This is a genomic window from Actinomyces oris (assembly GCF_001553935.1).
Taxonomy (GTDB): Bacteria; Actinomycetota; Actinomycetes; order Actinomycetales; family Actinomycetaceae; genus Actinomyces; species Actinomyces oris_A.
The window spans coordinates 1,557,064-1,571,745 of record NZ_CP014232.1; the positions used below are offsets into that span (position 1 = coordinate 1,557,064).

Here is a 14,682-nt window from a genome sequence, read left to right on the forward strand (position 1 = left end):
GGGTGGGTGGGGGACCGTCTATGTCACAAGACGATAAACAAAAGATACCAGGTCACCGGTCCTGATGCGTCTACTCTCGTGCCTGTCTTCGGGCGTCTTTCCGATGCCGGATTGTGACCTTCCTACAACATCAGGAGTGCTACGTGACCCAGTCGAGTTCTTCGGCGCCCCGGTCGGCTTCCGAGTCGGCCGGGGCGCAACCGGCCGCCGGCGGCGCCCCGGCGGGTGCCGCTGAGTGGGGGCGACCTGCGGATGGCTCAGGCGCCGCAAGCCTCTCGGGGGTTGAGGTGAGTGATGGGGCCGTCCCGTCGCGCGCCTCGCGTCCTTCGCTGCTGCGGCGGCTCGGCGGGGTCCTCAAGCGGGGGTCGTCGTCGGGCGCCAGCTGGTCATCTGTGGGAACCACAGCCGTGGCCAAGGTGGTGGTCATGGGGGTCTCGGGCGTCTTCGGCCTGGTCAACACCAGTCTCATCATTCGACACTTCGGGGCGGACGCCTTCGCCCAGTACGGTCTGCTGGCCACCTTCCCCACCCTCATGCCCTTCACCGACCTGGGCATCGGCGCGGTCATCCTCAACACGGTGGCGAGCTCGACCGACCCGGCCCACGACTCGACCGTGCGGCGCACGATCACCACCGCCGTCCGCGTGCTGCTCGGCTCCGCCCTGGTCATCAGCACCGTCGGCATCGTCATCCTGTTGCTGGGCGCCTGGCCCGGGCTGCTGGGGGGCAAGCTCATGGAGGGCGGCGGACTCACCGCCACCGTCTGTCTCATCATCTACGCCGCGGCTCTGCCGCTGTCCGTGGGGCAGCGGGTCATCATCGGCCTGGGGCGCTCCACCACCCAGGTCATCAGCCAGGGGATCGTCTCCCCGGCCATGTCCTGCTTCCTGCTGCTGGCCATCGTCACCGGCCTGGGCCGCGGCAACGCCGTGTCCATCTACTCCTACATCGCCAACGCCCTGGTCTCGGTCATCTGCATCGTCGTCGCCTGGCGTGCCACCCGCCCCCTGTTCAAGGGTGCCTTGAGGGACGTGCCGCGGCTGCGCAGCGTGCGCGGCGTGCGCATCGTCAACACCGCGGGCCCCCAGCTGTTGCAGTCCCTGGCCATCCCGATCGCCTTCCAGACTGACCAGCTCCTCCTGTCCCACCTGGGGCAGTCCCAGGCCCTGGCCGAGTACGGCCTGGCCAACAGGCTGTTCAACATGCTCACCCAGACCGTCATGGCGGCCGGCGTGGCCATGTGGCCCATGTTCGCCAGAGCCCGGGCTGACAAGCGCGTCGAGAGCCCCTTCAAGCCGGCCATCGCCTTCAGTGGGGGCGGCTTCCTCCTGGCTCTTGTCCTCGTCGCCATCACGCCCTGGGCCGCTCGGGTCATGTCCGGAGGCGAGGTCGTTCTGCCGGCCGCGCTCGTGTGGGCCTTCGCCGCCTATGTCGCCGTCGAGGCCGGCAAGCAGCCGCTGGGCATGTACATGACCGATCCGCGCGGCCTGCAGTTCCAGGTCGTCCCGGTGCTCATCCTGGTGCCGATGAATCTCGCCATCTCCTGGGTCCTCATTGGGCCCTTCGACGCCGCCGGGCCTATCCTGGGCTCCGTGATCTCGGTGGTCCTGTGCCAGATCCTCCCGTATGCCTGGTGGGTGCGCCGGGACGTGGCCAGGCGCCGTCGAGAGCTGGCCCAGCAGTGAGCCCCTCCTCGTCGGCAGTCGGTACCGAGCCGGCTCGCGCAGCCCGGGAGCTGACATCGCGTCCCGATGCTCGACCGCTGCGCCACGTCCCCCGACTCCCTCCTCTCGCCGTTCCTCATCTGTCCACCACCCGGCCCGGCTTCCCGGGCCCCGCTCAAGGAGAAGCCTCATGAGCTCCCCCGCTGGTTCCCCCACCATCGCCGAGAACATCAGGGCCCTGTCCCGGGCTCAGAAGTCCAAGGCTGGTGCCCCCCTCTACTCCCGCATCATCAACCGCCCCGCGGGCCGGGTCCTGGCCGCGATCGCCCACCGGCTGGGCGCGACCCCGGACCAGGTGACGGTCCTGTCGGCACTGTGCACCTACAGCGGTATCGCCCTCATCGCCCTGTGGCGTCCCACAGTCGTGTCCGCCGTCGCCACCGCCCTGCTGCTCATGTTCGGATACGCGCTCGACGCCGCTGACGGGCAGCTGGCGAGATTACGCAACGGTGGTTCCAAAGCCGGTGAATGGCTTGATCACGTCGCCGACGTTATCAAGCTCTCGACAATTCACGGGGCCATTGCGATCTCGCTGTTCCGTTTTACAGAATTACCGTCCCCGGTCCTGCTTATTCCGCTGGCTTTCGGGGCGGTTCAGAATATTCACTTCTTCAGTTACATCCTGACGTATCAGCTGCGTTATCACGGTGGGACGCCTTTGGCTAAGGACGAGTCTCGCCCCGGCATTCTCAAGTCGGTCCTGTCGGCTCCCACGGACTACGGGCTCATGTGCTTCGTGCTCATGACCCGCTTCGCGCCCACGGTCTTCCTGTGGGTGTACGGCATCATGCTCCTGGGCTACGCGGGCTACGTGGCGCTGGCCCTGCCCAAGTGGTACCGAGACCTGCGTAACGACCTCCAGTAGGCCCTCGCCGCCGTCGGCCTCGTCGGGTGTGGTGAGGCCGGCCCGTGACGGGCTGCGGTGAACCGATCACCGGCACTCCCGCTGGGATCTCCATCTATTCCCCCTCATATCTGTTAAGGAATCTTATGGCTCTGCTAACCGGCCGCAAGGCGCTACTGGTCTATACGGGACGCAAGGACGGGCTGGGCAACCGCGTGCGCGCGCTGCTGTCCGCCCAGGAGCTCGCCCGGGTCGAGGACCGCGACCTCTACTACGTGTGGAGCACCGACGAGTACTTCGGCCCCCGCATGGATGAGCTGTGGCGCTTTGAAGGGGGGAGTTCCGTGTCGCGCCTGACCTCCCGGGCGCTCCTGCCCGTGGCCCGCTACCGTCAGCCCAAGGGGGTTCGGATCACCGCCGACCTGCGCCGTCGCCACCTGTGGCAGATCCACTCCCACGGCCTGCCCGTCACCTGGGAGGACCCGGCTTGGAAGGGGAGCGCCGCGGAGGGGAGGGCGCCCGCCGGGCCGCGCCCCTGGACCGAGCGGCTGCGCGAGCTCACCCCGGTTGACGAGATCGCCGACGAGGTCCGCTCCCTCTACGACGCCCACCTGCGGGGACGCCCTTACGTCGGCATCCAGGTGCGCACCCACGCGGTCTCCCACGCCAAGACCATCGAGTCCTCCCCGGTGGAGTGGTTCGCCAACCGGATGCGCCAGATCCGTGCCGACCACCCCGACGTGCCCTTCTTCCTGTCCTGCGACACTCCCGAGGCCCAGGACCAGCTGGCCGGTGAGTTCGACGGCTGCGTCTTCCTGACCGACAAGGGCGGGTACAACACCGTCAAAGGCGTGCGCTCGGGCCTGGTCGACCTCTATCTGCTGGCCAGCTCCCAGCACCTCATTGGGGCCTCCTTCTCCAGCTTCGTGGAGATGGCCGTCTTCCTGTGTAACGGCGTTGTCCCCTTCGAGCGGCCCGACCAGCCCCTCGACGGCGAGTTCAGCCTCTCCCTGGGGCTGGCCGAGGACCCGCTGCGCCCCGCCCTGCGCTGACGCCGCCCCGCACCTCGATCAGCCGGCGGGACGCCTGCCGGCGGGGTCGGGCGGGAGGGGTGCTCCCGCCCGACCCGGCGGACCAGGGCCTCAGCGCCTGACGAGCTCGTCGATGATCCGCGTCATCGTGGCGCGGTACCCGGCTACGGAGAAGCGCTCGGCGGCCTCGCGCTCGCCCTGCTCGGCGAGCCGGGCTGCCAGGTCCGGGTCGGCCGCCAGGGAGCCGAGGGCATCGGCCAGGGCCTGCGCGTCGTCAGCGGGCACGAGCAGACCAGTCACCGAGTCGGTGACGACCTCGGCCAGGCCCTGGACCCGGGAGGCCACCAGCGGCCGGGCCGCGTGCATCGCCTCGACGGCCGTGTTCCCGAAGGGCTCGGCCCGGGAGGGCACGACAACGGCGTCGGCGGCCTCCAGGACCGGCCAGGTGGGGTGCACGTAACCCAGCAGCTCGACGTGCCCCTCCAGGTCCTCCTGACCGGCGCGCTCACGCAGCTCGGCCTCGTACCACTCGTAGCCCGGGAAGACCGAGCCGCACACGCTTAAGGAGGCATCCACCCCCGAGCGGCGCAGCAGCCCGACGGCGTCGAGAGCCACGTCTACGCCCTTGCGCGGGGACAGGCGCCCCACCATGGCGACACGGAAGGAGTCCCCGGGCCGCCTGGAGCGCAGGGGCTCCAGAGGCTGGTCCGGCCCGGCGACCCCGTTGTGGACCACCTCCGTGCGCGAGGCCAGTCGCGGCTGAGCATCCAGGAGCGCGTCGCGGGCCGCCCCGGAGTTCGCCACGATCCGGGAGGCCGCCAGCAGCGGGGCGTTGAGCCCGGTGCGGATGATCCGGCGCTGGGTGTCCTCGGCCTCATGCACGTGGGCCAGCACCGGCACGCCGGCCGCGCTCGCGGCCACCGGCCACCAGGGGATCGTCACCGTGTTGCTGAGAACCACGTCGGCGCGGCTGGCACGGATGACCGACCGCAGGCGGGCGACCTCGGGGGCGGCCTGAGCGGACAGCTTCGCCAGGCCGGTGGGGCTCAGCAGGGCCTTGCGCAGGACCGTGAAGGGCATGACGGCCACGCGGGCACCGGCGTCGCGCAGCACCGCCACCAGGGGGCCGTCCTGCGGCAGGGCCACGAGGACCTCGTGGCTGGTCTCGATGAGTCCGTGAATGGTCTCCACCAGCTGCCAGTCCGAGCCGTACAGGTCGGGGGAGGGGTGGGCCACGAGGACTCGGACGGCACCGGTGCGGGTGCTGCCCGTCCCGCCCCGGTTCACCAGCCGGCCTTTCCGGTGCGACGCCCGGAGGGGCGCTGGCGGACGGGGCCCTCGAGGGCCAGGCGCCGGGCCAGGGCCTCGTAGCCGGAGGCCACCTCGTCCCAGTCGTAGAGGGCCGCTCGCTTGCGGGACTCCTCGCCGCGTGCGCTCTGGGCCTCGACGTCGGACTCGGCGGAGACGACCAGGGCGGCCACCTCCTCGGGCGTGGACCAGTAGCGGCCGGCCTCGCCCAGGACCTCGCGGTTGAAGGAGACGTCGAAGGCGTCCACTGCAGCCCCGGCGCCGATGGCGCGCAGGAGGGAGGGGTTCGTGCCGCCCACGGAGTGGCCGTGGTAGTAGACCAATGCGCCGGAGTAGAGGGCGTCGAGCAGATCCTGGTCCCACAGGCCGCCGAGCAGACGGACCCGGTCGTCAGCCAGTGACTGGATGCGGGCGGTGTAGTCGTCGGCATAGGGGGCCGAGCCGACGACGACCAGCGGCAGCGTGGCCCCGGAGCGCACGTAGCCCTCCACGATGACGTCGACGTGGTTCTCCACCTCGAAGCGGGCCACCACCAGGTGGAAGCCCTTGGGGCCCAGGTCCAGCTCGGCCAGGCGCGAGGTGTCCGCTGAGATGCGGGGCGCCCCGTAGGCGAGAAGGTCGGTGGGGGCGTTGAACTCCTCGGTGTAGTAGTCGGCGATGCCCTGAGCGTCGGCGATGAGTGCGTCGGAGTAGCGCACGGCCAGGGCCTCGGCGGCGCGGTAGTAGCGCTTGCCGGTGGGGCCCCACTTACCGCGGCGCCACTCCAGGCCGTCGACGTGCGTGGCCACCGGAATGCGTGCGGCGCGCAGGGCCGGCAGGAAGGGGGAGTTCGCGGCGTTGAAGACGAAGGCCGCGTCCGGGTGGGTGCGCCGCAGCAGGTGGGCCACTGACAGGGCCGTGTGGGACAGGGTCTCCAGGCTGCGGTTCTTCACCGAGGGCAGTTCGACCAGCCGCATCCCCAGGTAGGTGTTGGGAAGCGGAGTGTCCGGCTCAGGGTTGCGGCAGTAGACGAGGACCTGGTGACCGCGGTCGGCCAGACGCCGGCCGACCTCCTCAATGGCGGTCTCGAAACCTCCGTAGCGGGCGGGGACGCCTCGCGTCCCGATCATGGCGATACGGAGCCTGTCCGGGTTCACAGCAGTCAACGGAGTCCTTTCAAAGGGCGGCGGGGCCGCTCAGGGATGGGAACCAATGATCCCCCTCGATGCGACTACCGGTCACGACGACGGCGGAGGATCGTCGAGGAGGCTGATGGGGGGGCGATGGTGACGGTGATGACGGAGATGAGACGACGGGCGAGGCGGCCAAGAGCTGGGCTCACGCCCATGAGGTCGCAGGTTCCTGCGGGGCGCCTGCGGGCTGGTGGCCTCGCACCCGCCCGGTACAGCCGGTCAGCAGTCTAGAGGCAGGTGCTGCAGGTAGACACCGAACGAGTCGTCCCGTTCATTTCTCCGGCGCCTGGGAGTGCGGGGGTGGGGCGCCGCCCTGGTGACGCGCCGGAACTATGGTGGAGGGATAGCGTTCGACTGGTCCACACCACCTGGGCGAAGACTGAGTATTCCAGACAAGAATCAGGTGTGGCACTCACTGCGGGTTAATGAGAGTCTATCTGTGAGAAAAGCGGGTGGAGGGTGCCGCCTCGCTCGAGAAGTGACTGATTGCACAATGAGGGGCGGAACAAAGGCTCCTTGAGTCGTTATCAAAGCGTTATCGCTGTAATACTCTCGTGACCGGCGCCGGTCTCGCTGCGGTGAGGCCGCCCCGTTCGTACTGCGCCACCCACCCACGTTCCCTCACGTCTTAAGAACGGAGCACTCGTGCATCCTTCCCGCGCTGTCTCCAGTGTGGGGGCGGTTCTGACCGCCCTCCCCCTCGCCCTTGGTGCGCTCGTCGCCCCCACTGTTGTGGCGCCCCCGGCCGCTGCTGCCGGGCAGACCACTCTTGCCTCCCCTCAGCCTCTACCCACTGCTCAGATGGACGGCATCGTTCTGGACCAGGCGGTGGTGGGCAATACCGTCTACGTCGTCGGGGAGTTCAAGAACGCTCGCCCCTCCGGCGCCGATGCCGGTGAGAACGAGTCGCCTCGGTACAACGCCATGGCCTTCGACATCACCACCGGGGCGCTGCTGGACTGGGCCCCCAAGGTCAACGGCAAGATCAATGCGGTCGAGGCCTCGGCCGACGGCTCCACCATCTACCTCGGCGGCAACTTCACCTCTGTCAATGATGAGACGGTCTATCGGGTGGCGGCAGTGGACGCTGCAGGCAAGCGCAAGCCGCTGGGGGCGTCGGCCAACGGCATGGTGATGGATCTGGAGATCTCTCCCGACGGCTCGACCCTGTACCTGGCGGGCTCCTTCACTCAGATCAACTCCTCAGCGCGGCAGCGCGCCGGCGCCGTGGATCTCAAGACGAACAAGGTCACCAGCTTCGCTCCCCAGGTCGACGACTCCCTGGTTCGTTCCATCACGGTGGCCACTGACAACTCCGCTGTGGCGATCGGTGGCTCCTTCACCTCGGTGGGAGGTTCCTCCGACGCCTACGGGATCGCCGTTCTGGAGAAGGACGGCTCTGTACGGAACACCAACATCTCCAGCGTCATCCGCAATGCGGGTTCGAACTCCGGCATCATGAGCCTCAAGTCGGACTCTCGGGGTCTGTACGGCACCGGATATTCCCAGGAGGGGACCTTCGAGGGGATGTTCCGGGCCAGCTGGACCACCGGGGATATCGATCTCATGGCCGACTGTCACGGTGACACCTACGACGTGCTGCCCACCAATGACGTCATCTACATCGCCAGTCACACCCACGACTGCAGTAACATCGGCGGTTTCCCCGACCGTTCCGATACGGAGGGGGTCTACCACCATGCTGTGGGCTTCTCCAGCACGGCGACGGGCACCGTGCGCTCCAACACGGCTCGTGGCTACAGCGACTATGCGGGAATGCCCGCCCCCACGCAGTACAACGGCTTCCTGCCGGGGTTCCAGATCGGTGAGTACAGCGGTCTGAACCAGGCCGTGTGGACCGTTGAGGGTAACAGCCAGTACCTCGTCTACGGCGGTGAGTTCGTCGCGGTCAACGGCACCAAGCAGCAGGGCCTTGTCCGTTTCTCCATGAGCGGTGGCGATGTCAACGCCGCTGAGCCCGGTAACGAGGATGCCGACAACGGCAACAACGGCAACAACGGCAACAACGGCAATAACGACGACGGCGACAACGGCAAGGACAAGCAGGACAAGAAAGACAAGAAGAACAAGAAGAAGAACAAGAAGAAGCAGGACGACTGGGATGACCAGGATGGCTGGGACCAGGGCGACTGGGACCAGGCCGGCTGGGACGACAACCAGGGCGGCGGCTGGTGGTGGTGACCATGAGGCCTGTCGGGTCAGCGGATCGCCGCGGGGTATCCCCCGAATCGTCCGGTTCTATCGTCAGCGGGGGTGTGCTTCCCAACTCAGTGGTCGCTGAGGGTGACGCAGTGCTCGGCGGAGGTCGTACGCTTCGGCACGTGTCACGAACTCGAATGCTGATCCTCCCCACTGTCCTGGTGCTGGGCCTAGGGCTGGCCGCCTGCGGAGGCGGAAAGTCTCAGAGCGCTGCCAGTCCCTCCGCCTCCGCCGCAGCCTCTGCCAGCGGCTCGGCCTCCGCTCAGGCCGCCCCCTCGAATGTCGCCACACCGACGGTCCAGACCGCGAAGCCGACGGTGGCGCCTGCGTCCCCCTCGGGTGACGTCTCGACCCCGGACGCCTCCTCGATCGACCCCAAGGCCGTTGAGACCGGTGACCTGTCGAAGGATGAGTACCCCGAGGTGGGCCTGGACAAGTCTGTCCGCGTTGACGGGGACCTGGTGATCTCCCTGGGGCAGATGCAGGCGAAGGACTTCGCAAGCGCTCCCGGCGAAGTGGGAGGCGCTGGTGTCCTGATCCCGGTGACGGTGACCAACAGGTCCAGTCAGGAGCTGCCGCTGGCCAGCGTGCTGTCCACCACCGTCAACTACGGCGAGGGTGCTGGCACTCCTGCCTCCGAGATCGTCTCGGCCTCGGATGCGGTGCCGGCCAAGCTCGCCGCCGGTGAGACGGTGACTGTGAATCGAGCCTTCGTCATCCCGGCGGATGGGCGAGGGAATGTCAAGGTCGTCGTGGACCTGGGGGCGGGCCGTGGGGCCGCCACCTTCCGGGGGTCTGCCGGCTGACCCAGGACGAGTCCTCTGAGGGTGTTGACCGCCCTTCCGTGTCCCGTATCCAAGCGCCGTCCGTTGCTCATGAAAGTGAGCGGCGGACGGCGCCTTGGCGTGCTCGGCGAACCGCTCGGGAGGCCTCCGCCAGAGGCCTTGACCGTTGCTTCGCTGTGACATGGGGCGAATCGGCACTAAAAGCAACCTGAGTCGCGTCTATATAGAAGGTGGTTCCGATCGTGGGGACTTATGAGTGCTGCGGGATCCTTGAAAAGACTGGAGTATGGCGGGATTTGAACGAGGGGTCGGTGTGTGGCGGAATTGTTCCGCTCTGTGGTGTACGCCAAAACAGAGGTGGGCTGGTTGTTGGCGGTGTACGATAAGCGCGCCCGTCGACCCGTGTCGGGCGCGGAATACCAGCCATTCGTAAGGTTGCGTGTCCGTGATCTGAGTATGTTCTGAATGGAATACCTGTGAAGCTCCCCCGCCGACTCCTGAGCGGCCTGCTGGCCGCGGCTCTCGTTCCCATCGGTGCCGTCACGCTCGCTCCGGCCTCCCCTGCCGCCGCGGACCCGGCGCCCGCCCCCGCCGGCGCTGCCGGCACTCCCAGCACCGTCTCCGCCGACGCCCTGCCCACCGCCCAGATCAACGGCATTGTTTGGGACCAGGTTGTGGTTGGGGACATCGTCTACGCCGTCGGGAAGTTCTCCGCGGTCAGGCCGGCAGGGTCGCCTGCCGGTCAGAACGAGTCATCGCGCAGCAACGCGATGGCCTACAACATCAACACCGGCGAGATCGTCGACTGGGCGCCCACCACCAACGGCACCATCAACGCCATTGCCGCCTCCGCCGACGGGCAGACCCTCTACCTGGGCGGAGATTTCACCACGCTGAACAACCAGGCCGCCTGGCGCGTCGGAGCAGTCAGGGCCTCTGACGGCCAGCGCGCTCCGCTGGGCGCCTCGGCCAACGGCAGCGTCAAGGCCCTGAGCGTCTCCCCCGACGGGCAGACCCTCTACATCGGTGGGGCCTTCACCCAGATCAACTCCTCGGCCCGTCAGCGCGTTGCGGCGCTCAACCTGGGCAGCCAGCGGCTGACGAACTTCGCGCCGAAGATCGACAACTACTACGTGCGCAGCATCGTCGAGGCCGTGGACGGCTCGGCCGTGGCCATCGGCGGCGCCTTCGAGTCCGTCGAGGGCAGCGACAAGCCCGGTCACGGGATCGCCATCTTCGAGAAGGACGGCAGTCTGCGCAAGAACAACGCCTCCAGCGTGGTCCACGGCGCCGGCGCCGAGGCCTCCGTCATGAGCGTCAAGGCCGACGAGCACGGTCTGTACGCGTCGAGCTACTCCCGGCTCGGCACCTTCGAAGGCGTCATGCGCCTGAACTGGGTCACCGGGGACATCGACTACATGGCCGAATGCCACGGCGACACCTATGACGTCCTGCCCGCCGGTGACGTCGTCTATGCCGCCAGCCACTCCCACGACTGCTCCAACATCGGTGGCTTCCCGGACGTCTCCTACCACTACCACAACGCGATGGCCTACACGAATGCCGCCACCGGAACGGTGGGGGAGAACAAGGTCGCGGGCTACAAGAACTACGCGGGCCAGAACGCCACCACGAACCTCAACTTCTATCCCGACTTCACGCCGGGAAAGATCTCCGGCGCCATCCAGGCGACCTGGACCGTTGAGGGCAACGACAAGTACGTCGTCTACGGCGGCGAGTTCCTGGCCGTCAATGGCACCGCCCAGCAGGGCCTGGTGCGCTTCGCCCGCCGTGACATTGCCCCGAACAAGCAGGGACCCATGGACAAGGGCGGTGCCTTCAAGGTCTCCGGCACCTCGCCGCGCGCCGGGGTCGTCTCCCTGTCCTTCAAGGCCAACTGGGACCGGGATGACAAGACCCTGACCTACAACGTCTACCGCGACGACATGAACAGTCAGCCGGTTACCAGCCAGACGGCGACCGCCGGCTTCTGGGAGCGCCCCGACCTCAGCGCCACTGACGTCGTCGATCCCGGGAGCACGCACCGCTACCGGGTCCAGGTGACCGACCAGTGGGGCGCCTCCACGGTCTCGGACTGGGTGACGGTCAAGGCCGCTGAGGGTCAGGGCCTGAGCAAGTACGGCGCCCGGGTGCTGGCCGACGGCGCCGCCCACTACTGGTCCTTCGACGAGACCAGCGGTGACAAGGCCGAGGACTTCGTGGCCCAGCGCAACCTGACGATTCGTGGCAAGGCCTATAAGCGCGGAAGCGGGTCCGTCCTGGGCTCGGGCGCCTCGCTCGGCCTGACCTCGGACGCCACGAACAAGTCGCACGCCGCCACGCGCGTCGCCTCCCAGGCCCCCACCACCTTCTCCATGGAGGCGTGGGTCCGCACGACCTCGACCTCGGGCGGGGAGATCATGGGCTACGGCTCCTCAGCGGCCAACCAGTCGTGGAACCGTGACCGCATGGTGTACATGCGCAATGACGGCACGCTCAGCTTCATGCTCTACCCGGGCAAGCTGACCACGATCACCACTCCCAAGAGCTACAACGACGGGCAGTGGCACCACATCGTGGCCTCTCTGAGCCCGACCGCCGGTGCCATGCTCTACGTGGACGGCAACCTCGCCGCCTTCGACGCCGCCATGACCGCGGGTGAGAGTTACTCCGGTTACTGGCGCATCGGTGGGGACGCCCTCGGCGGTGTCAACGGTCAGCCCTCCAACACCAACATCCAGGCCGACATCGACGAGGCCGCCGTCTACAGCACGCCGCTGTCGGCGCGGCAGATCGCCGAGCACTACACCGCCGCCACCGGCAAGCAGGTCGAGCCGGACAAGGGTGATGGCAAGGGCAAGGACAACGCCGGCAAGGACAACGCCGGAAAGGACAAGGGTAAGCAGCCCGAGGGCAAGGCCCTGCTGGACGACTCCTTCGAGCGCAGCGTGAACGGCGGCTGGGGCAAGGCCCAGGCCGGCGGTGCCTGGAAGACCACCTGGAACGCCGCGGCATTCTCCGTCGATGGCACCAGCGGCCGGATCGCCATGGCCGGTCCGCGCTCCTCGGCCTCCATCATCTCCGACCCGATCAAGTCGACCTCCACCGACGCCGTCGTGGACTTCTCCCTGGACGCGGTGCCCACCGGTAACGGTGCTTTCATCTCCTACGCCGCCCGCACGACCAAGGCCGGTCAGTACCAGGCCACGGTCCGCATCGGCAGCGCCGGCAACCCGGTGGTCACGGTCTCGCGCGTGGTCAAGGGCAAGGAGACCTCCCTGGGCTCCTACGTCATGAAGCAGCCCTACACGGCCGGTCAGCCGCTCCACCTGCGCATGGTGGTTGACGGCGCGGAGTCGACCAACATCCAGACCAAGCTCTGGGCCGGGGACACCGAGCCCGCCGAGTGGGGGATCGAGGCCGTTGACAACGACAAGACCCTCAATGAGGCCGGAACCGTGGGGCTGACCACCTACATGTCCGGCTCGGCCGGACCGGAGACCGTCACCCTGTCGGTCGACAAGGTCACCATCAAGCAGCACTGACGCCGTCGAGCGCAGCGCGCATACGGGGCGGGCCGGGAAGAGCTGATCTTCCCGGCCCGCCCCGTTCTGATCGCGTGCCGAGAGGGGATGTCGGGCAAGTGCGATACCCAAAAGAGGCGCTCGTATCCGGTGGGGCGGGCGGACAGGCGGAGCCCTTCGACTTCGACGCCTTCATCGCTGCCAAGGCGGCGAGGACGTCGTGAGTACCTACTGTGCTGGCTCATGGCTTCTGGGAGGTTCGGATGTCATGACATCTCACGTCATCGGTGGGGTGGGTCTGCCGGGTGGGAGGGCTGCTGCTTCGGCCTGTTGGAGGGGGCTGGCCCGGTCACTGTGGTGGCTGACGGCGTCGTCTGGGTGCACTGCACGAGGGGTGGGTGTTACTGGTCGAGGGTTGGAGGTACTGAGGGTAGGTGGGGCCTTCGTGCAGTACGCACAACCCTTGGCCAGTGGTTCCCGACCCTCGTGGAGCAGGCCGACTCACGCCGACTCGGGGCGGGCCGGCTTCGAACCATGACCACCGGGACCCTGCGCAGGCGGCGGTCAGGGGGTGGTGGGGGCGGACCTGTGACGGAGGCGCCGGGCTGTGCCGCAAGAACCCCGGACTCACTCCCGCGCGGCCCGGTGTCCACAGCGCTGACATTGACGAGCCTGCCGTCGGTGCGCCCAGCGGGGATCGTTGAAATCCTGCGGTTCTTCTTCGGTGTGCGGCGCCGGTACGCCTTTAATGTCAGCACCATGGACACCAGCGACCTGCCAGGACCTGCCAGACCTCTTGCCTTCGACCTCGCCCTCGCCTCCCGGACCATCAGCCCGCCCAAGGCTCCCGCCCGAGCGAGTGCCTCAGAAGTCATGACACCCATATGTCTCAGAAGTCAGGAGACAGCACATCAGGAGACAGCACAGACGTGAGCACTACTGCCTGATCCCGACAGGCACGTGTAGCCCTGTCGGCCAGGCGGCCACTCCCCGACATGTCACACGCAGGCAACACGGAGCGTCCCTAGGATCCTCCTTGTAGTGAGAACCCACTAGGAGGAACCATGATCAGGGTAGCGATCAACGGATACGGCAACCTCGGCCGCGGTGTCGAGCAGGCCATCACCAAGAACGCGGACATGGAGGTCGCCGTCGTCTTCACCCGGCGCGACCCGGCCACCGTCACCACCCAGGGGGCGCCCGTCGCCCACGTTGACGACATGGCCGCCTGGGCCGACAAGGTTGATGTCTGCCTGAACTGCGGAGGCTCGGCCACCGACCTGATCGAGCAGACCCCGGCCGCCGCGGCCCTGTTCAACACGGTCGACTCCTTCGACACCCACGCCCGCATCCCCGAGCACTTCGCCGCCGTCGACGCCGCCGCCAAGGCCTCGGGCCACGTCGCCCTGATCTCCGCCGGCTGGGACCCGGGCCTGTTCTCCATGCTGCGGGTCCTGGGCGAGGCCGTCCTGCCCGATGGCGCCACCACCACCTTCTGGGGGCCCGGCGTCTCCCAGGGGCACTCCGACGCCCTGCGCCGCATCGACGGCGTCGTCGACGCCAAGCAGTACACCCGCCCGGTGGAGGCCACCGTCGCCGCCGTTAAGGCCGGTGACGACGTCGAGCTGACCACCCGTTCCATGCACACGCGCGACTGCTACGTGGTGGCCGAGGAGGGCGCCGACCTGGCCCGCATCGAGCGGGAGATCGTGGAGATGCCCAACTACTTCGCCGACTACGACACCACCGTCACCTTCATCACCGCCGAGGAGCTGGCCGCCGAGCACGCCGGGATCCCGCACGGCGGCTCCGTCATCCGCCGTGGGCACACCTCCGAGGGCGTGGCTGAGACCGTGAGCTTCGAGCTCCAGCTCGGCTCCAACCCGGAGTTCACCGGCTCGGTCCTGGTCGCCACGGCGCGCGCGGTGGCGAGGCTGGCCGCTCGCGGCGAGACCGGTGCGCGCACCGTTTTCGATGTCACGCTCGCCGACCTGTCCCCGACGAGCCCTGAGGAGCTGCGCGCCCACTACCTGTGAGGCGGGCGGACAGACCGAGGCGTCCCGCTGCAGGCACC

9 protein-coding genes are annotated in these 14,682 nt (G+C 68.0%); 7 read left to right on the forward strand and 2 right to left on the reverse strand.

Features of this window, described 5'->3' with window-relative positions:
* Positions 1-425 precede the first annotated feature (425 nt).
* The 3 genes from AXE84_RS06395 (at position 426) to AXE84_RS06405 (ending at position 3,620) form a co-directional block, all read left to right on the forward strand.
* Positions 426-1,685, forward strand: a complete 1,260-nt coding sequence (locus tag AXE84_RS06395) for an oligosaccharide flippase family protein (protein ID WP_060958189.1) — start codon at positions 426-428, stop codon at positions 1,683-1,685.
* Between the two features lie 169 nt (positions 1,686-1,854).
* Entirely contained in the window at positions 1,855-2,589 is a 735-nt protein-coding gene (locus AXE84_RS06400) for a CDP-alcohol phosphatidyltransferase family protein (RefSeq protein ID WP_010613856.1), read from the forward strand.
* Positions 2,590-2,714: 125 nt separating this feature from the next.
* Positions 2,715-3,620 (forward strand): NodZ family protein, encoded by a 906-nt coding sequence (locus AXE84_RS06405; protein ID WP_010613857.1) that lies wholly within the window; start codon positions 2,715-2,717, stop codon positions 3,618-3,620.
* A gap of 90 nt (positions 3,621-3,710) precedes the next feature.
* On the opposite strand, the gene AXE84_RS06410 is transcribed toward AXE84_RS06405, so the two are convergent.
* Complete coding sequence (locus AXE84_RS06410) at positions 3,711-4,886, reverse strand: glycosyltransferase family 4 protein (protein ID WP_060957265.1); 1,176 nt, start codon at positions 4,884-4,886, stop codon at positions 3,711-3,713.
* A complete protein-coding gene (locus tag AXE84_RS06415; RefSeq protein ID WP_060958190.1) occupies positions 4,883-6,016 on the reverse strand; it encodes a DUF1972 domain-containing protein in 1,134 nt (377 codons plus the stop codon). The genes AXE84_RS06410 and AXE84_RS06415 overlap by 4 nt, the downstream gene beginning before the upstream one ends.
* 708 nt (positions 6,017-6,724) lie before the next feature.
* Here AXE84_RS06415 and AXE84_RS06420 point away from each other — a divergent pair.
* The 4 genes from AXE84_RS06420 (at position 6,725) to AXE84_RS06435 (ending at position 14,644) form a co-directional block, all read left to right on the forward strand.
* Positions 6,725-8,281 (forward strand): hypothetical protein, encoded by a 1,557-nt coding sequence (locus tag AXE84_RS06420; protein ID WP_060957266.1) that lies wholly within the window; start codon positions 6,725-6,727, stop codon positions 8,279-8,281.
* A 140-nt stretch (positions 8,282-8,421) separates the two neighbouring features.
* Positions 8,422-9,105 (forward strand): hypothetical protein, encoded by a 684-nt coding sequence (locus tag AXE84_RS06425; protein ID WP_236750001.1) that lies wholly within the window; start codon positions 8,422-8,424, stop codon positions 9,103-9,105.
* 455 nt (positions 9,106-9,560) lie between these two features.
* Entirely contained in the window at positions 9,561-12,629 is a 3,069-nt protein-coding gene (locus tag AXE84_RS06430; RefSeq protein ID WP_060957268.1) for a LamG domain-containing protein, read from the forward strand.
* 1,043 nt (positions 12,630-13,672) lie between these two features.
* On the forward strand, positions 13,673-14,644 hold the full coding sequence (locus AXE84_RS06435; RefSeq protein WP_060957269.1) for a diaminopimelate dehydrogenase: 972 nt from the start codon (positions 13,673-13,675) through the stop codon (positions 14,642-14,644).
* Positions 14,645-14,682: the final 38 nt, after the last annotated feature.